The 17,242-nt window shown below is 71.1% G+C and carries 19 protein-coding genes; 5 read left to right on the plus strand and 14 right to left on the minus strand.

The genetic code is table 11. The features are described 5' to 3' along the window. Window positions 1-235 precede the first annotated feature (235 nt). The 7 genes from ACIWVC_RS06485 to fbaA form a co-directional block, all read right to left on the minus strand. Window positions 236-1,054, minus strand: a complete 819-nt coding sequence (locus tag ACIWVC_RS06485; RefSeq protein ID WP_396453913.1) for a glycerophosphodiester phosphodiesterase family protein — start codon at window positions 1,052-1,054, stop codon at window positions 236-238. A 44-nt stretch (window positions 1,055-1,098) separates the two neighbouring features. After that, the gene (locus ACIWVC_RS06490) at window positions 1,099-2,382 is read right to left on the minus strand and encodes an adenylosuccinate synthase (RefSeq protein WP_396448447.1); all 1,284 of its coding nucleotides are present in this window, start codon (window positions 2,380-2,382) and stop codon (window positions 1,099-1,101) included. Between the two features lie 138 nt (window positions 2,383-2,520). Further along, window positions 2,521-2,943 (minus strand): DUF3151 domain-containing protein, encoded by a 423-nt coding sequence (locus ACIWVC_RS06495; RefSeq protein WP_396448446.1) that lies wholly within the window; start codon window positions 2,941-2,943, stop codon window positions 2,521-2,523. Window positions 2,944-3,045: 102 nt separating this feature from the next. Then, window positions 3,046-3,660, minus strand: a complete 615-nt coding sequence (locus tag ACIWVC_RS06500) for a hypothetical protein (RefSeq protein WP_396448445.1) — start codon at window positions 3,658-3,660, stop codon at window positions 3,046-3,048. Window positions 3,661-4,137: 477 nt separating this feature from the next. Beyond that, a complete protein-coding gene (locus ACIWVC_RS06505; RefSeq protein ID WP_396448444.1) occupies window positions 4,138-4,662 on the minus strand; it encodes a GNAT family N-acetyltransferase in 525 nt (174 codons plus the stop codon). 45 nt (window positions 4,663-4,707) lie between these two features. Next, a complete protein-coding gene (locus tag ACIWVC_RS06510) occupies window positions 4,708-5,157 on the minus strand; it encodes a winged helix-turn-helix transcriptional regulator (protein ID WP_396448443.1) in 450 nt (149 codons plus the stop codon). A 74-nt stretch (window positions 5,158-5,231) separates the two neighbouring features. Next, on the minus strand, window positions 5,232-6,254 hold the full coding sequence (gene fbaA, locus ACIWVC_RS06515) for a class II fructose-bisphosphate aldolase (protein ID WP_396448441.1): 1,023 nt from the start codon (window positions 6,252-6,254) through the stop codon (window positions 5,232-5,234). Between the two features lie 173 nt (window positions 6,255-6,427). Here fbaA and ACIWVC_RS06520 point away from each other — a divergent pair, with 173 nt between their 5' ends. Next, entirely contained in the window at window positions 6,428-7,153 is a 726-nt protein-coding gene (locus tag ACIWVC_RS06520; RefSeq protein ID WP_396448440.1) for a DedA family protein, read from the plus strand. 105 nt (window positions 7,154-7,258) lie between these two features. Continuing rightward, window positions 7,259-7,624 (plus strand): hypothetical protein, encoded by a 366-nt coding sequence (locus tag ACIWVC_RS06525; RefSeq protein ID WP_396448439.1) that lies wholly within the window; start codon window positions 7,259-7,261, stop codon window positions 7,622-7,624. Here the strand turns inward: ACIWVC_RS06525 and pyrE are convergent. After that, the gene (pyrE, locus tag ACIWVC_RS06530) at window positions 7,621-8,154 is read right to left on the minus strand and encodes an orotate phosphoribosyltransferase (RefSeq protein WP_396448438.1); all 534 of its coding nucleotides are present in this window, start codon (window positions 8,152-8,154) and stop codon (window positions 7,621-7,623) included. The two genes, ACIWVC_RS06525 and pyrE, sit on opposite strands and share 4 nt — an antisense overlap. A 57-nt stretch (window positions 8,155-8,211) precedes the next feature. Here pyrE and ACIWVC_RS06535 point away from each other — a divergent pair, with 57 nt between their 5' ends. Then, entirely contained in the window at window positions 8,212-8,724 is a 513-nt protein-coding gene (locus tag ACIWVC_RS06535) for a hypothetical protein (RefSeq protein WP_396448437.1), read from the plus strand. A gap of 1 nt (window position 8,725) precedes the next feature. On the opposite strand, the gene ACIWVC_RS06540 is transcribed toward ACIWVC_RS06535, so the two are convergent. The 3 genes from ACIWVC_RS06540 to ACIWVC_RS06550 form a co-directional block, all read right to left on the minus strand. Then, entirely contained in the window at window positions 8,726-9,376 is a 651-nt protein-coding gene (locus tag ACIWVC_RS06540; protein WP_396448436.1) for a tol-pal system YbgF family protein, read from the minus strand. Window positions 9,377-9,456: 80 nt separating this feature from the next. Next, window positions 9,457-10,797 (minus strand): NYN domain-containing protein, encoded by a 1,341-nt coding sequence (locus tag ACIWVC_RS06545; protein ID WP_396448435.1) that lies wholly within the window; start codon window positions 10,795-10,797, stop codon window positions 9,457-9,459. 378 nt (window positions 10,798-11,175) lie between these two features. After that, the gene (locus ACIWVC_RS06550; protein ID WP_396448434.1) at window positions 11,176-12,798 is read right to left on the minus strand and encodes an alkaline phosphatase D family protein; all 1,623 of its coding nucleotides are present in this window, start codon (window positions 12,796-12,798) and stop codon (window positions 11,176-11,178) included. A 290-nt stretch (window positions 12,799-13,088) separates the two neighbouring features. Between ACIWVC_RS06550 and ACIWVC_RS06555 the strand changes: the two genes are divergently transcribed. Then, window positions 13,089-13,703, plus strand: coding sequence for a DUF6058 family natural product biosynthesis protein (locus ACIWVC_RS06555; RefSeq protein WP_396448433.1), 615 nt, complete (start codon window positions 13,089-13,091; stop codon window positions 13,701-13,703). A gap of 39 nt (window positions 13,704-13,742) precedes the next feature. On the opposite strand, the gene ACIWVC_RS06560 is transcribed toward ACIWVC_RS06555, so the two are convergent. The 3 genes from ACIWVC_RS06560 to ACIWVC_RS06570 form a co-directional block, all read right to left on the minus strand. Further along, window positions 13,743-14,738 (minus strand): NAD-dependent epimerase/dehydratase family protein, encoded by a 996-nt coding sequence (locus ACIWVC_RS06560; protein WP_396448432.1) that lies wholly within the window; start codon window positions 14,736-14,738, stop codon window positions 13,743-13,745. 163 nt (window positions 14,739-14,901) lie between these two features. Beyond that, window positions 14,902-15,501, minus strand: coding sequence for a DUF305 domain-containing protein (locus ACIWVC_RS06565; protein WP_396448431.1), 600 nt, complete (start codon window positions 15,499-15,501; stop codon window positions 14,902-14,904). After that, window positions 15,486-16,274 carry a lytic polysaccharide monooxygenase gene (locus ACIWVC_RS06570; protein WP_396448430.1) on the minus strand — a complete coding sequence of 263 codons (789 nt, stop codon included), beginning with the start codon at window positions 16,272-16,274 and terminating at the stop codon, window positions 15,486-15,488. The genes ACIWVC_RS06565 and ACIWVC_RS06570 overlap by 16 nt, the downstream gene beginning before the upstream one ends. Window positions 16,275-16,770: 496 nt before the next feature. Between ACIWVC_RS06570 and ACIWVC_RS06575 the strand changes: the two genes are divergently transcribed. Then, window positions 16,771-17,223, plus strand: coding sequence for a hypothetical protein (locus ACIWVC_RS06575; RefSeq protein WP_396448429.1), 453 nt, complete (start codon window positions 16,771-16,773; stop codon window positions 17,221-17,223). Window positions 17,224-17,242 lie beyond the last annotated feature (19 nt).

Raw genomic sequence — 17,242 nt, forward strand, 5'->3', positions numbered from 1 at the left:
CGTCGCCGGGCATGCCCGCTCCGGGCGCAGAGCGCCCTCCGCGTGCCTGCCCGTGCCTGTCGCTTCGGTCGGTGCTTCGGCTCGGGTCTGGTCCAAGAGCGTGTGAATCGTGCTCGTCCAAGAGGGGCTGTGTTGGTCCAGGGGGCGACCCGCTGGAATTCCCGTCGGTAACGCAGGCGATCCTCGCGACTTTGTTGCGGTCTGTTGTGCCTGTGCTCGTGGTCGTTGTTCTTTGTTAGGGCGTTGGGGTTGCCGCCAGGATGGATTGGAGGCGGTCGGGGTAGTCGGTGACTATCGCGTCCACGCCGTACTTGATGAAGCGGGTCATGTCCTCGTAGTCGTTGACCGTCCAGACGATGACCGGGAGGGCCAGGGCGTGGGCCGCGTCCACGAGGTCGGGTGTGGTTATGGCGTGTTCCGGGGAGAGGGCCGTCGCGCCGATGGCCAGGGCGGCGGCCACGGGGTCGGCCGGGGAGAGGCCCGCGAGCCAGGCGGTGTCCGCTACCAGGGTCTTGCGCTCTATGAGCGCCACGCGGCCGAGGTCCGGGTAGTGGTCGGCGGCCTCGGTCAAGACGCGCCAGTCGAAGGCCAGGAGGCGGGCGCGGCCTGTGACGCCGTGCGACCTCAGGACGTCCGCTACGGCGGCGGTGAAGAGGGCCACCTCCTCGTCCGTCCACTCGGGGTCGGTCTTGAGTTCTACGGAGAGCGCCACTTCTGTCGAGGCTAGAAGGGTGCACGCCTCGGCGAGGGTGGGGATGCCTGCGCCGGCGCCTGCGTCGACCGTGCGGAGTTGGGCGAGGGTCAGTTCGCGGATCGGCTTGCCCACGTAGGGGAAGGCCGGGTCGTCGGGCTGGGCGGGGCCCGTGTCGGTGAGGTTCCTCGGCAGGAGGGTCTGGTCGTGGTTCAGGACGACCGTGCCGTCGGACGACAGGCCCACGTCCAGCTCTACGGCGTCGACGCCCAGGTCGAGGGCGTGGGAGAAGCCGGGCAGGGTGTTCTCCGGACGGAGGCCGCGTGCCCCCCGGTGTCCGTGCACCTCGACGGTTGAGATCACCGCACGCACGTTACCGTCCGTGACCGGACGCGCGGTGAAGAACGTCAGACAAGAGACCGTAGGGAAAGTGTCTGGTCGCGGCCGGGGCCGACGCCGATCGCGGAGATCTGGGCGCCGGACATCTCCTCCAGGGCCCGGACGTACGCCTGCGCGTTCGGGGGGAGGTCCTCGAACTTCTTGGCGCCGCTGATGTCCTCCTGCCAGCCGTCCAGGTACTCCAGGATCGGCTTGGCGTGGTGGAAGTCGGTCTGGGTCGTGGGGAGCTCGTCCATGCGCGTGCCGTCCACGTCGTAGGCGACGCACACCGGGACCCGCTCCAGGCCGGACAGGACGTCCAGCTTGGTGAGGAAGTAGTCGGTGATGCCGTTGACGCGGGTCGAGTAGCGGGCGATGACGGCGTCGAACCAGCCGCAGCGGCGGTCGCGGCCCGTGGTGACGCCGTACTCGCCGCCGGTCTTGCGCAGGTACTCGCCCTGCTCGTCCAGCAGCTCGGTGGGGAACGGTCCAGAGCCCACGCGGGTCGTGTACGCCTTCAGGATGCCGATCACGCGGGTGATCTTCGTCGGGCCGACGCCGGAGCCCGAGCACGCGCCGCCGGCGGTCGGGCTGGACGACGTCACGAACGGGTAGGTGCCGTGGTCGATGTCCAGCAGCGTGCCCTGGGCGCCCTCCAGCAGGACGACCTTGCCGTCGTCCAGCGCCTTGTTGAGGACGAGCGTGGTGTCGGCGACGAACGGCTTCAGCCGCTCCCCGTAGCCCAGGTACTCCTGGACGATCGGCCCCGTCTCGATGCGGCGCCGGTTGTAGACCTTCGTCAGCACCTGGTTCTTCTCGCGCAGCGACAGGTCGAGCTTCTGGGTCAGGATGTTCGGGTCGAACAGGTCCTGGACGCGGATGCCCATCCGGTTGATCTTGTCGGCGTAGGCCGGGCCGATGCCGCGCCCGGTCGTGCCGATCCGGGCCTTGCCGAGGTACCGCTCGGTGACCTTGTCGAGGGCCCGGTGGTGCGGCATGATCAGGTGCGCGTTCGCCGAGATCAGCAGGCGCTCGCAGGAGATCCCCCGCTCCCGCAGCCCGTCGATCTCCTGCAGCAGCACGGCCGGGTCGATCACCACGCCGTTGCCGATGACCGGGACGACGCCGGGCGACAGGACCCCGGACGGCAGCAGGTGCAGCGCGTAGCTCTTGTCGCCGATGACCACCGTGTGGCCGGCGTTGTTGCCGCCCTGGTAGCGGACGACGTAGTCGACGTCCCCGCCGAGCAGGTCTGTTGCCTTGCCCTTGCCCTCATCTCCCCACTGGGCACCGACAAGAACGATGGCAGGCATGCCACTTTCCCTTCCCACGACGAAGGCCCCGGTCGCCGCAAGCGCGAAGGGGCCTCTTGCGATCAAAGCGTACCCGCACCTCGGCGCCAAGGAAACCGGAGCCCGATCCGCCTCGCTGGTCAGGTGGGGCGCGCTCGATCAGGAGCCGTTGAGGACGTCGGCGGCCGTGGGGCTGCTGTCGCGCAGGAACGTCTTGCAGCGCTCGGCCTCGTCCTCCTCGCCGATGGCGGCGGCGGCGCGGCCGAGGGCGTGCAGGGCGCGCAGGAAGCCGCGGTTGGCCTCGTGCTCCCAGGGGACGGGTCCGTGGCCCTTCCAGCCGGCCCGGCGGAGCTGGTCAAGGCCGCGGTGGTAGCCGGTGCGGGCGAACGCGTAGGAGTCGATGACGGAGCCGTTGGCGAAGGCACGGTCGGCCAGCTCGGCCCACGCGGCCGGGTAGTCCGGGTGGCGTGCGGCGACTTCGAACGGGTCGACGCCGTTCTCCAAGGCCGTCCGGGCTTCGATGTTGTCCGGCAGTTCGGTCGGAGGAGGGCCGCCGAGCAGGTTCTGGGTCATGCGGGTCATCGTAAGCAGGCCGGGCGGGCGCGGCTCAACCTGGGTCCCGCCCCGCCGGACCCGTGCGCGGGCACGCCCCGGGACCGGGATGCGCCCGCGCACGGGCGGGTGCTACTTGGCGGATCCGAACAGGGAAGCGACCCGGTCGGTCAGCTTCGGCGCCGTCGAACCGGACATCGTGGCCCGGGTGCGCATGGCCGGGAACAGCTCGGTGTAGCTCTTGCTCGTCAGGTACATCTGGAAGTTCGCGGCGTTGTTCCCGGACGCCGACGGCAGCCCGGCCCGGAAGTCGACGAGCCAGCCGAAGAGCCCGCAGCTGCTGGCGGGCACGGAGAACGCCGTGTCGTTCATCTTCATGGCGATGGCGTTGTCGAACCACTCGACCGAACTGTCGTCGCCGATGAGGTTGAGCGAGACCGGCGCCTTCTTGGTGCCGATGTAGCAGTCATCGCCGAGCAGATCGTTCTTGAGCTTGATCCTCATGTCGATCGTGGAGGCGTACTGGCCCTGGTCGGTGGTGTAGAGCCTGAAGTCGCCGACGTACTTGGTCTTGACCTTGAGGCCGAGCAGCGGCAATGACCCGGTCCCCGGGATGCCGAGCGCGCCGTCCGGCACGGTCATCGCCTTGGACCGCATGCTCACGAAGATGTTGATGGGCTCGTTGGTCTCGTGGTCGTAGCCGCTCTGCATGGTGATCGAGATCGGCTCGGTGATCTCCTGCGTCATCGAGCCGAGCTTTATGGTGCCGCTGCCGAGGACGATGATCGCGCACTGCCAGTCGGCGGGGTCGGCGCCGACGGGCAGCTGGTCGGGGCAGTCGCCGAAGTCGAACTCGACGGGCGCGTTCTCGCCGGGGGCCGCGGCCGCGGGCGCGGCGCCGACGGCGAGGAGGGCCGGGACGGCCAGCGCGAGGGCGGACAGCAGGCGGGCGGACCGGAGCAGCGGCCGCAGCCGAGCACGGGGGAGGGTTTCATGGGGTGGGGTGCCTTTCTGGTGCGCCGGTCGCGGCGCTTGGGACCGTTCCAGCCGGTAGCACTGTAAAGATCGACTTCCCCCGATTTCAAGATCCTTTGTGCCGTCTCCGGCCTTGTCCGGCGGCCGCTACTGGCCAGTAACGCCCGGGTCGCCGCGGAACGCATCCGGCGCTTCTGCCGACCGTGCATCTCGAAGCCCGGCTCGGCCTGCCCGGCGGCGAGGGCGCCTTCAGGTTCCGGCCGGGGAGGAGATCGGCAGCGGGAGGGTGAAGTGGGCCGCGCCTCCGTCCGGGGTGGCGCGGGCGGACGGCCAGCCGCGGTGGACGAACTGGAGCCCCTGCCGGTTCGTGAGGATGACGTCGGCGTCGAACTCGGTGATGCCGCGCCTTGCCGCGAGTTGCGCCAGGTAGCCGACGAGGGTGCTGCCCAGGCCCTGGTGCTGCCACGGGTCGGTGACGAGGACGGCCACGTCCGCCCGCCAGGGCCGCGCGGGGGCGCGGATGTACTCGGCGATGCCGGCGATCTCGTCGCCGTCCAGGCCGACCAGGGCGTCGCGGTCCCAGTGGTCGAGGCGGTCGAGCAGGCCCACATAGTGGTCGGGGATGCGGGGCGTCCCCGAGAAGAAGCGCGTGTAGAGGCTGGCGGCCGAGAGCCGCTCGGACATCCGGCGGACGCGGGGGCCGTCGGTGATCCCGTACGGGCGGATCCGCACGTCGTCAATGTGGGCCGCGCCGCGCACATCGAGTTGCTTCATGCAACTTATTGGACCGCATAAAGTTGCTTGAAGCAACCCATTGGGTCAGGCGGCCGGGCCGGGGCGCGGGGCCACGTCGGACGGGCCGAGGCGCGCGCCGCAGGAGTCGCAGGTGAAGTCCGGCGTCAGCCGGCCGTCGCAGCCGCGGTGGCCGATGATCAGCGGCGGGCCGTCGGGCGCGTAGTGGCGGTCGCCCCACATCAGCAGGGTCATCACCGCCGGCCACAGCTCGACGCCCTTGCGGGTGAGGCGGTACTCGAAGCGCGCCGGGCGCTCCTGGTACGGGACGCGGCGCATGATGCCCTCGTCGCACAGCCGGTTCAGCCGGTCGGTGAGGACGTTGCGCGCCACGCCGAGGACGTCCTGGAAGTCGTCGAAGCGCCGCACGCCCTGGAAGGCGCTCCGGATGACCAGCATCGTCCAGCGGTCGCCGACGACTTCGAGCGAGCGGGCGACCGAGCAGTTCTGTGACTCGTACGTACGGGGCAGTGCCACACGCCGGACACTACCCGAGTTTCGTCAAACAACGCGGCCCCAGGGGCATCCCTGGGGCCGCTGTTGCGGGTTCTTTACTTCAGCTTCTTGCCGGCGGACTGGAGGTGCTCCGCCGCCTCGACGACGCGGGCGGCCATCGCGGCCTCGGCCGCCTTGCCCCACGAGCGCGGGTCGTACTGCTTCTTGTTGCCGACCTCGCCGTCCACCTTCAGGACGCCGTCGTAGTTGCGGAACATGTGGTCCGCGACCGGGCGGGTGAACGCGTACTGCGTGTCGGTGTCGATGTTCATCTTGACGACGCCGTAGGAGACGGCCTCGCGGATCTCCTCCAGCGACGAGCCGGAGCCGCCGTGGAACACGAGGTCGAACGGCTTCTCCTTGCCGAACTTGGCGCCGACCGCGTCCTGGATCTCCTTGAGCACCTCGGGGCGCAGCTTGACCGAGCCCGGCTTGTAGACGCCGTGCACGTTGCCGAACGTCGCGGCGAGGATGTAGCGGCCCTTCTCGCCCACGCCGACGGCCTCGGCGGTCGCGATCGCGTCGCCGGGCGTCGTGTACAGCTTCTCGTTGATCTCGTTGGCGACGCCGTCCTCCTCGCCGCCGACGACGCCGATCTCCATCTCCATGATGATCCGGGCCTTGGCGCACTGGTCGAGCAGCTCGGCGGCGATCCGCAGGTTCTCGTGCAGCTCGACGGCGGACCCGTCCCACATGTGCGACTGGAACAGCGGCTCCTCGCCGCGCGCCACCCGCTCCTGGGAGATCTTGATCAGCGGACGCATGAAGCCGTCGAGCTTGTCCTTCGGGCAGTGGTCGGTGTGCAGGGCGATGTTCACCGGGTACTTGTCGGCCACCACCCGGGCGTACTCGGCGAGCGCGGTCGCCCCGGTGACCATGTCCTTCACGGTGGAACCGGACAGGTACTCGGCTCCGCCGGTGGACACCTGCACGATCCCGTCGCTCTCGGCCTCCGCGAAGCCGCGCAGCGCGGCGTTCAGCGTCTGGCTGGACGTCACGTTGATCGCGGGGAAGGCGAAGCCGTCCTGCTTCGCACGGTCGAGCATCTCCGCGTAGACCTCGGGCGTTGCGATGGGCATTGTCAGCGTCCTTTCATACGCAGCGGTGCCGCCGGGCAGCTGGAGCCGGGCGGTGGCACCCGGACGTCCGTGTACCCAGGTGAGCGCCCAGGTCACATGGTCTCCGGGTCGGGCATGCCGTCCACCCTCAGTATCCCGCCTTCCCGGAGTGCGATGAAAGGTACGCTCGCCGTGTGGATCTCACGACCCTTCCCCTAAGCATCACCGAGTGGCTGCACCCGACCGCATGGCTGCAGCTCTTCGGTACGTTCGCGACGATCGGCGTGCTCGCCATCATCTTCGCGGAGACCGGACTGCTGTTCGGCTGCATCCTCCCGGGCGACTCGCTGCTCTTCACGGCGGGGATCCTCACGGCGGTCTCGACCGTCAACGGGCAGGAGTTCCAGCCCCTGTCGCTGCCCTGGCTGCTCGTCGGGGGCCCGGTCGCGGCGGTCGCCGGCGCGCAGCTCGGCCACTGGCTCGGCGCCAGGTACGGCCGCAAGCTGTTCGACCGGCCCGACTCGCGCATCTTCAAGCAGGAGTGGGTCGAGAAGGCCGAGTACTACTTCAACCGGTTCGGCCCGGCGAAGGCCGTGGTGCTGGCCCGGTTCATCCCGATCGTCCGGACGTTCCTGAACCCGCTCGCCGGGATGCTGGGCATGGACGCGAAGCGGTTCTTCGTCTGGAACGCCATCGGCGGCATCGCCTGGACGGACGCCCTGTTCCTGCTCGGCCACTTCCTCGGTTCCGAGGTGCCGGACATCGAGCGGTACATCCTGCCGGGGGTCGCGGTGATCCTGATCCTGTCGGTGATTCCGATCATCCGGGAGGTGCTCAAGGGGCGTAAAGCGGACCAGGGTCCGAATAAGAATGGTCCCGAAGAGTCACGTCCGTCGCTCAGCGGTGACACTTATCGCTAACCTCCCCATGTGGGACGTCATCGGTCGGACCCTAGGGGTCTCGCGCGCATTCTGATCGCGGCACTGGCCGTGGTGGCCGCCTTGGCCCTCCTCGTGGTGGGCGGCATGGCTCTGTTCAACGCGGTAACGGGCGAACCCGACCAGGCAGGACCATCCGTCGCCTCACCGTCCGACGGCGGCGGCAAGACGTCCCCGAGCAGCAAGGAGAAGACGACGCCGGCGGCCGACGTGCCGCTGGTGATCAGCGTGACCGGCCAGCCGACGAACGTGGTCGTCCGCGTCGCCGACACCCGCGGCGAGGTGCTCACCAACGGCACGCTCCAGACCGGGGTGACGCTCAAGTACGACCAGGCGCCCCTCCAGGTCGTCGCCACCAACGGCGGCTCCCTGAAGGTCGTCATCTACGGCGAGGTGCAGCCGCAGAAGCCCGCGGGCCAGCGCGGGCAGTGGTTCGTGAAGGCCAAGAGCTAGAGCCCGAGATCCGCCACGTCGAAGGGGTGGCGGTACGCGAGGCCCTCCTCCGCGATGCGTCCGGCCGCGCCCCGCTCCAGGATCGTCGCGACCGCCACGACCTCCGCGCCCGCCTCCCGCAGCGCCTCCACCGCCGTCAGGACGGACCCGCCCGTGGTGGAGGTGTCCTCGACCGCGAGGACGCGCCGCCCGGCGACGTCCGGCCCCTCGATGCGGCGCTGCAGCCCGTGCGCCTTGCCCGCCTTGCGGACGACGAACGCGTCCAGCCTCCGCCCGCGCGCGGCGGCCGCGTGCAGCATCGCGGTCGCGACCGGGTCGGCGCCCAGGGTGAGCCCGCCGACCGCCTCGTAGTCGAGGTCGGCGGTCTCGTCCAGCATGACCCGTCCCACCAGCGGCGCCGCGGCCCCGTCCAGCGTGACCCGGCGCAGGTCCACGTACCAGGACGCGCGCCTGCCCGACGACAGCACGAAGTCGCCGTGCACCACGGCCTTGTCCTTGATCAGTTGCAGCAGCTCGTCGCGATCGCTCACGCTCAGAGCCTATTGACCCCGCTCACGCGCCCGCGGACCGCCGTGTAGGTTCGGCGCGTGACACCCGGAACCGTCGTCCTGCTGCACGCCCCGGAGGCCAAGGCGTCCTCCTGGGGCGATATGCCCGAGATGCTCCGCTCGTACGGTCTGGACGTGGTGGCGCCGGACGTCCCGGACGCGACCGGCCCCCGCTACATCGCGCGCGTCTCGCTGATCATCACCGCGACCGATCCGGCGGTGCCGCTCGTCCTCGTCGCGCACGGCGCCGCCGGCCCCCTCCTGCCGGGCATCGCCCTCGCGCAGCGCGCGGCCCACCGGCCCATCGCCGGATTCGTGTTCGTGGACGCGGACCTGCCGCGGCGGGGCGCGCATGACCACGAGTCCCCGCAGGATGCCCTCCCCACGGCCCCAGATTGGCCCGAGGCGCCCTGCGGCTACCTCCGTACCCATTCGGACCGGGCGCACGAGGAAGCGGGCAGAGAGGCGCGTCTGCGCGGCTGGCAGGTGATCGAGCACGAGCCTCCGGCGTCCGTCGCCCAATCCCTCAGCGAGCTGATCGCCGGGCTCTGACTCAGGCGTTCTTGAGAAGGTCGTCCAGGAGGGCGTCGTAGTCGTCCTCGCCGCGGCCGAGGTCGACGCGGGCCCGGTAGCGCAGCCGCAGGAGCGCCTCCAGGCTGTCCTCGGCGATGGCGACGTCGTCCGGGCCCGGGGTGAGGGAGTCGGCGTCGCCGGAGGCCGGGGCCTCGTCGGGGCCGCCGCCCATGCCGGTGCCGACGGCGCGGTCGCGGAGGGCGAGGACGACGTCGGCGCCGCTCGTGGCCCACTCGTGGGCGCCGGTCGCGTCGCCCTGGGCGTACAGCACCTCGGCGACGGCCCGGTACACCTCGGGGTCGCGCGGGCTGTCGGCGCGGATCTGGTCGAGGAGCGTGCGGGCCTCGTCGGCGCGGCCCAGCTCGAACAGCGCGTCGGCGAGGTAGGCGCGGGGGTCGCCGTAGGTCTCGCCGCCGTCCTCGATGGCCTTGCGGTACAGCTCGGCGGCGCGCTCGTGGTCGCCGGCGTGCTGCCACTGCTCGCCGGCGCGCAGCAGGACGTTGGCGCGTGACACCCCACCGGAGACCGACTCGGCCAGCTCGGACAGCCGGCGGGCCGCCGAGATGTGATCGCCGGTGCGCAGGGTGTCGAACTCCAGGTCGTCGAGATCGTCTTCCGTCACATGCGTCACGCTTCCACGCTACCCGGCGGCGTGCGGCCGAAGCGGGCGAATCAACGATGATCGTCGAATACCGCCGCGTACCTGTCAGCTCACCTGCGGGAACGTTCTAGCGCGTCCCAGAAACCGCGGCGCAGCGCGTGCCGCACCTCGTCGTGCAGGAGGAAGTCGATCGGCAGGGAGGAGCCCTGCAGCAGCCGCGCCTCCAGGTCGGACGGCATGCGCGGCTTGCGGGCGAGGACGGCCTCCAGCCACAGCGCGGGCGCGTCCCGGGCGACGGACTCGCCGAAGTCCTGGCCCTCCTGGTGGGCGGCCTTGACCGCGTCCGCGAGCGTCGGGGTGTTCTGCGCCGGGACGGGGGACATCTGCTGCGGGCCGGTGTAGGGGCCGTGCTGCCCGCCCTGCTGCTGCGCCGGCATCGTCTGCGGGGGCGGCGGGGGCGACGGCGCCGGGACGGGCGACGAGCTGTACTGCGGGCCGGGGCTCGGCGGCGCCGGCATCGGCGGCGCGGAGGGCGCCGGGGCGGGCGACGGCTGCGGCAGCGGCGAAGGGCCGGAGGTCGTGGCGGTCTGGAGCGGGGCCTGCTGGCCGCCCGTGCTGTAGGACGATCCGGGGAGGCCGCCGGATCCGCCGGGCGCGGGCATCGGGCCGGTGTTGCCGCCGGAGGAGCCGCTGTTCAGCCCGCCGGTCATCGCCGGGCCGAGGTCGCGGACGGGCGAGCCGGACGGCGCCGGCGGCCCGCTGACCGGGGACGCGGGCGGCGGCCCGTTCTGCGAGGCCGTCTGCAGGGGGCCGAGCGAGCCGCCGTGCCCGTTGGCGCCGCCGTGCCCGTTGGACAGCGGGCTCGTCCCGTACGAGGAGCCGGACAGCGAGGACCCGGACGAGGCCCCGTCGACGCCGGCGAGCAGGTTGACGTAGGGGCGCAGGTGGCCGGCCCCGATCTCGATGAGGTCGTCGCACTCCTGGCGCAGCACCCGGGAGATCGTCCAGTTGCCGTCGACGGCGACGTGCACGACGGTGACGCGGACGCCGAGGTCCTGCGCGTCGGCGACGATCTGGGCGAGGTCCTCGTCGCCGCTGACCAGGACGGCGTCGGCGAGCGCGCCGTTGCGGGCCAGGGTCATCAGGTCGCGGTGGATCTCGGTGTCGACGCCCTCGCGGCGGCCGGGGCGGACGCGGCCGAGCCGCAGCTTGAGCCCGGGCAGGTCGGCGAGCGCGTCGTGCTCCGGCGAGCGGCGGCCCTCGATCGTCGCCTCGTACCAGTAGCAGCGCATCAGGGGCAGGCCGGTGCGCTCCCGCGCGAGGTTGCCCAGGAGTTGCAGCAGCCCGCCGAAGTCCCACGAGACCGTCTCACGGTGGCGCGTGCCGTGCACAGCCATGGCGCCGTCCGCCAGCAGATAGCCGGCGTCTACGAACAGCGCGCAGCGATCCATGCGGCACCGTCCTTCCTCAACACGGGAGCTCACAGCGTGCCCACTCGATGTAGCGACCCCGGGCGCCTATAGCGTAGTGAAGCCCTGCAGCCCAGTAGGTCGATACGGCGATTCGCCACTCTTTCATGACGGACCGCCCGTTGGCGACTGCTCGGTAACAACGAATTGGGCAGCCGCGCGGGACGCTACCAGCCGTTTCGGCCCGGCCCGGCGCTTCGGCATGATCTTTACGGGAAGAAGCAGGTCGCGGGCTCAGGTCCGGGAGCCGCGGGATTCTCGAAACCTTTCACTTTCTTGCTCGTTGTGGTGGCTTGACCACCGACCGTTAAGTTTTTTTGGACGTGTTTTCCTTTCCTCGTGCCGGGCCATGGCCGGGCGTCATGTGATACGGGCGCGGCCCATCTCGGTGAGCGTGCCGCCGTCGTGCGGAGTTTCCCAGCGCACGTCGCAGTCGCGGCCCGACAATTCGACGGTCGCGATCGCGTTGTGGAACCAGGGGCCGTCGGTCATGCGCCACCGGATGGGCGGCGCGGGCACCTTCGCGAGCTTCGCCAGCAGCCGGAACGGGCCGCCCGACGCCCGCGAGTACGCGATGCGGTTCGCCCACCTGAACCTGCCCTGCAGCGGGTTCCGCAGCGGCGAGCAGACGATCTGCGACACCTTCGACCGCGTGCCGGGCTCGGTGACCCGCGCCAGGTAGGAGTAGTGGATGTCGCCGGACAGGAACGAGATGCTCGCCGGCGCGGGGCCGCGCTCGCCGCGCCCGACGGCGACGACGTCGGCCGCGACGTCCCGGAACGACCGCTCGAACGCGGCCCAGTGCTCCAGGTCGGCGGCCTGGCGGATCTTCTCCCCCAGGGCCGCGCCCCGCCTGCCCCAGGCGCCCTCGGCGACGGCCTCGTTCCACGACTCCGCGTGGTGGATCGCCATCGGGAGCAGGTAGGGGAGGGAGCTGGCGATGAGCAGGTGGTCCATGCCGCCCTGGCACTGGCCGTCCAGCCACTCGAACTCCTCGTCGTCGAGCATGCCGCGGCGGCCCCCGGTGAGCAGCCTGGAGCAGCGGCTGTCGACGACGATCAGGCGGGTGCCGCCCCAGTCGTGGGCATAGCTCCAACGCGTACTGGCAGGGTCCTTGTCGGCCTTCTCCGCGAACTCGTCCAGGACGGCGCCGGCGTCGCCCGTCGCGTCCGACGCCTTGCGCAGCGCCTCGAACAGGGGGTCGGCCGCGCGCTCCTGCGGCGACATGTTCCCGAGGTGCTGGTAGATCCAGTAGGAGCCGATGCCGCCGGTGATGCGGTCCCTCCACCACGGCTGGGCCCACATCTCCCGCCGCCACGCGTAGGAGGTGTTCCAGTCGTCCCGGATGTCGTGGTCGTCGAAGATCGTGAAGGTGGGGACGGTCGACAGCAGCCAGCGGACCGCCGGGTCGCCGTGCCAGGCCAGCTGGTAGAGGTGCGTGTAGTCCTCGAAGTCGGCGGCCTCGTCGGCGGGCGGCTCGTCCGGGCCGCGCCGCCCGCCGATGAACGCGCGCATCTCGTCGCTCAGCTCGTCCGCGTACACCTGGTCGCCGACCATGAGGAGGACGTCGGGCCAGGCGACCGCGTCGCCGCCGGTGCGCAGCCGCTCCGCGAACGCGGACAGCGCGTCGTACCCGAACTGCTCCACGGTGCCGGGCGAACGGCGGCACGACCCGAACGAGATGCGCAGGTTCCCGTCGTCGCCGAGCGTCCTGATCTGGGACGGCGGGAAGCCGTCGTCCTCCGGCCACACGGCCTCGCCGTCGGTCAGCACCTGGTACGGGATGCGCGAACCGGGCGCGAGCCCCTCGATCTCCACGAGCGCGTAGTGGTGGCCGTGCGCGGTGAACGTCCGGGCGGACGCGTCGACGCCGTGCTCCTCGTTGACGACCCGCACCTCGCAGGGCCGCTCGGTCTCCACCCAGATCGTCGCGGTGTGGTGACTCACATGCCGGAGATGGGGCCCGAGTACCAATGCGCTCATAGACCGTCTCTAGCGGACCGGACCCCGCCGCGTCTACCCGGCCGGGCCGGCCTCGGGGCGGCGCACGCCGCGAAGGCCGGTGCCGGGCGCGTCACCCGCGCCCGGGGCACCGTCCGGCCGCCCTCGGCATGCCCGCTTCTCACCCTGAGAATGGACAGCTTCGATCCGGAGCCCGGGTCGATGCGGCCGCACGCTCCCGGATAGTTCGGCGAGGGGCGAAATATATGGCTGCTAACGTCCGGGGAACGGCGCTCGGCAGATCCCGTGCGGGCGACGATGAAGGGATGCTCATGGCGGAGACGGATCTGAAACAGCAGATTGCCGCGCGGTTCCGCGAAGTCAACGGGGACCATCCGATGACCGGTGAAGACGACGCGTACGTCAGCGCGCAATTCGTCGTTCTGGAGGATCTGTGCGCCGCTCATGGCCGTGATGCCGACGAGGTTCGCCGGTTGATGCTGGAGCGGCGTCTGCCGCTTCCGGGATACCTGCGCTCCGATGGAGCGGAAATGGTGCCGGCCGATCTGTTCGCACTCGCCGAGGAAGCGGGCGGCGTGGACCGCCTCGAAGCCTGGTTCACCGCTCACTGGGCCGACCGGGCCGCGGGAAGGGAGGAGTGGAATTCGTACATCAGCGGCCAGTATGTGTGCCTGCACTCGGTCACCCCGGCCAATATACAGCGCAAGGATTACCTGACGGGCGCGATCAGCGCCGCGCCCGACGAGCCGGATGCCGGTTCGGCGGAATGGACCGAGCGCCTGCACGCTCTGATCGACGAACTCGACGCGTGGGAGCCCGCGTTCACGGCCTATGACCGCCTCCGGTTCAACGGCCCCACCTCCCGCGACAGCTGCATCGTCGCGATGCGCGCCCGCTTCCCGCGTGCGGCATCGCGTATCGCCTAGCGGGATTTATTAGTGGCTCATGGCCGAATTCTTTTTCTTTCATTCGGTGGGGAATGAGCGCAGGAGTTCGGCCTCCTTGCCGGCGTCCAGCCCCACCGTGGGGCGGTCGGGGCGTTGCGGTGCCTGGCCGCCTATCGACTGGAGCCACTCCCAGGTGTCCGCGACCGTGTCCTGGACGGGCCTGCAACGCAGCCCCGCTTCGAGAGCCTTGGTGACGTTGCTGCGGTGCATGGTGTCGTGGGCCTCGCCCGGTGGAAGCCAGACCGGAAGGTCCGTCCACGGCTGGATGCCCGCTTCGAGGATCGTTTCGGGGGCCGTCCACACGAGGTCGGCGTTCGCCCCCGTCACCCGTATGCAGGCTCGCAGCAGCTCCTCCATCGTCGTGTGCTCGGGCGGGCTGACCAGGTTGTAAGGGCCGTTGAGGCCGCGTTCGGCCGCGTCCAGCGTCCAAGCGGCGAGGTCGCGGACATCGATGTACTGGATGCCGAGATCGCGGGGACCGGGCGCCAGAACGGCGCCGCCTCGGGCGATCCGCGTGAGCCACCAGGGCAGGCGTCCGATGTTCTCGTACGGGCCAAGGATCAGGCCCGCCCGCACCAGCAGCGCCCCGCCCCCGAACGCGTCGAGCGCCGCCAGCTCGCCACCGCGCTTCGCGGCCGCGTAGTCGACGTCGCCGTCGTCTGGAGAGCCGTCCACCACGTCGGCCTCTTCGCCGAGCCCGGGCGGCGAGGGGAACCGGTACACGGAGCGGCTCGAAATGTAGACGTACCGCCCGGCGCGCCCGCGCAGCAGCCGAGCGGTGTCCCGCACGGCGGACGGCGCGGCCGACCAGGTGTCGACGACCGCGTCCCACTCCCCGTCGCGGAGCGCCTTGAGACCGTCCTCGGCGGTGCGGTCGCCGTGCCGCGACTCGACGCCTTCGGGCGCCGCATGGCGTCCCCTGTGGAAGACGGTCACATCCCAGCCGCGCGCAAGGGCGTCCTCGGTGATGGCCCGTCCCACGAACTCCGTCCCGCCCAGCATCAGCATCCTCATGGGCAGAACTATGCAGTCTGTACGTACTGTACGGAACGCCTGCACGCTCACGGCGTAACCGGTCCGCCCCGGCACCGCCTCCGCGACATCGAGGAGAACCTGGAGGTGTGACGCCGGCGGCCCGTCCACCGGCCGGTGCGGCCGGTGGACGGGCCGCCGCCCGTCAGCTGTTGAGCAGGCGCAGCATCTGCCGGATCTCCGCCGTCCGGGACTCGACGACCCGGCCGGCGAACGCCTTGGCGTCGGAGCTGGCGCCCTTGCTCTGCTCCGTCCGCGCCATCTCGACCGCGCTGCCCTGGTGCCCGATGAACAGGTTGAGGAAGGCGGGCTCGAAGCCGGCGCCCTTCGCCTTCCGCAGCGCGCCGATCTCCTTGGCGCCGGTGGCGGGCGCGGCGCCGTGGTGCAGGTGCGCGTTCTCCGCCGCCTCCGACGTGGTCGGCTTCGACCACTTGGCGAGCCAGGACTTCATGAGCTTCAGCTCTTCGGTCTGGGTCGCGTCGACGGCGGACGCCAGCGTCCGCACCTGCTCGCGCTCGGCGCGGTCGGCGGCCAGCCGCACCATCTCCAGCCCCTGCTCGTGATGCGCGACCATCATCTGCAGGAAGATCACGTCCTGGTCGTTGTACCCGGAGGACGGGGCCTTGGACGCGGCGCTCGCCGCCTTCGTCTCCGCCGGGTCGCCGTCGCAGGCGGTCAGCGGAAGGGCGGCGGCGAGCACGACCAGCAGGATCGCGCGGCGCCGGGCGCTCACAGCGGCAGCCACAGGGCCAGCGTGAACTGCGACGGCTCCCAGCCGGGGAGCGCCGTGTGCCCCTGCCGGCAGCGGAACCGGGCGCCGTTGAAGGTCACCACGTTGCCCGTCTTGTACGTCTCGCCCGCCTTCCACGTTCCGCCGGACGCGGGCTCCCCGGTCGGCGCCGGCGGGCGGCTGCTGCTCGCCGGCGCCGGGGTGGTGGGCTGCGTCGTCGGGGCGGGGGCCCGGGTCGGCTCGCCGGTGGGCGCGGGCTGCGAACCGCCGCCGCCCCCGCCGCCGATGTTCAGGTCGATGCAGCTGTAGAACGCGTTCGGCGTGTCCCCGATGTTCCACACCGCGAGGACGGTGTGCCGGCCCTTGAACTTGCTGAGGTCGATGTTGTGGGTCACGACCGCGTCCGGCTGCTGGTTCCCGCCGTCGACCGTGGCGACCTTCGTGCCGTCCACGAAGTACTCCCAGTTGGACGTCCGGTGCCGGGCGGTGAACACCCACCGGAACGGGACGCTGGTGCCGACCGACGTGGCCGGCCAGTCGCGGCTCTCGTCGGAGAGCACCGAGAACTGGCTGAGGCCGCCGTCGCAGCTCTTCAGCCCCTTCGGGCCCTCGACGCTCTGCGGTTCGAACTGGATGGGGCCGCAGTCGGGGACGGCCCCCGTCGCGCAGAGCGCCTGCCGGCTCGGGGGTGCGGAGACGTAGCCGTGCGCCGACGCGGGTGCGGCGACGAGCACCGGCGCCGCGACGGCCGCCACGGCGGCGAGGGGGTAGGCGACGGACCTGCGCATGAAGAACACTCCCAACGGTCGTTCCGCGGCCACCGGATTTCGGTGCGCCGCAATGCCGTGGGACGCTACTGGCAGTATCCATAAAGAAACTTTAATAATTCTCGAAGAGACCGTGAAAGCATCCCGGGCCGCCCGCCGCAGGCCGACAAGCTGGGAAAACAAGCGGACCGGCGCACCGGGTGCGCCGGCCGGACCCCGGTCACACGGGCCGGTGAAGCACCGAAGGCAATCATCGGCGGCGGCATAGTTCCGGGCCTCTGCCGTGTCTGAGGAGGTGACGCCACCGAGGAGGTCCTGTGAACCGAGAGGCCCGCGAAATCTTCAGCGCGTTCGTCGCAGCGCGGTCGACCGCCCTCATCCGGACGGAGTGCGATTGAGCATGGTCGTGGATCACGGGCTGCGAGGACGGGGCGCCGCCGCCCATCCGGCGACTCGGGCGCCGTACCCCCGGTGCGGTCTTTCGGAGAGGGCCGCGGGCCCGGTCGACGGGAGTGTGATGATCCGGCGCAGACTGGCCGACCGCGCCGTCCGCTGGTACGCCGGGCTGCTGGCCGGGCGCGCGCTGACGGCCGCCACCTACGGCGACGATGACGCCGGCCGCGACCTGACCGCACGCGCGGTCCGCCGCGGACCCGTCGCGGTCGAACAGCTCGTCACGGTCTGGACCGAGGCCGTCCTGGCCGACCAGCCGCCCGCCGCGCCCGCCCGCGAGGGGGTCCGGGAGGTGCCCAACACCTGCGGCTTCGCCATCGCTGCCGACGCCGGCCAGAGGCCGCCGACCGCCCGATGGGTCGGGTACCTGCTGGCCGCCGCCGCGAACCACGACCATGCCATGCGCAGGGCCCTCATCGAGGCCGTCCCGGCCGAGGATCTGCACGACCACCTGGCCGAGCTCCTGCGCACGGCATCCGACGCGGTCGTCGCTCGCGACGACGGGTTCTGGCCGTGAACCCGGAGCGCCGGCCTCG

It is taken from the genome of Actinomadura sp. (assembly GCF_044508335.1).
Lineage (GTDB): Bacteria > Actinomycetota > Actinomycetes > Streptosporangiales > Streptosporangiaceae > Spirillospora.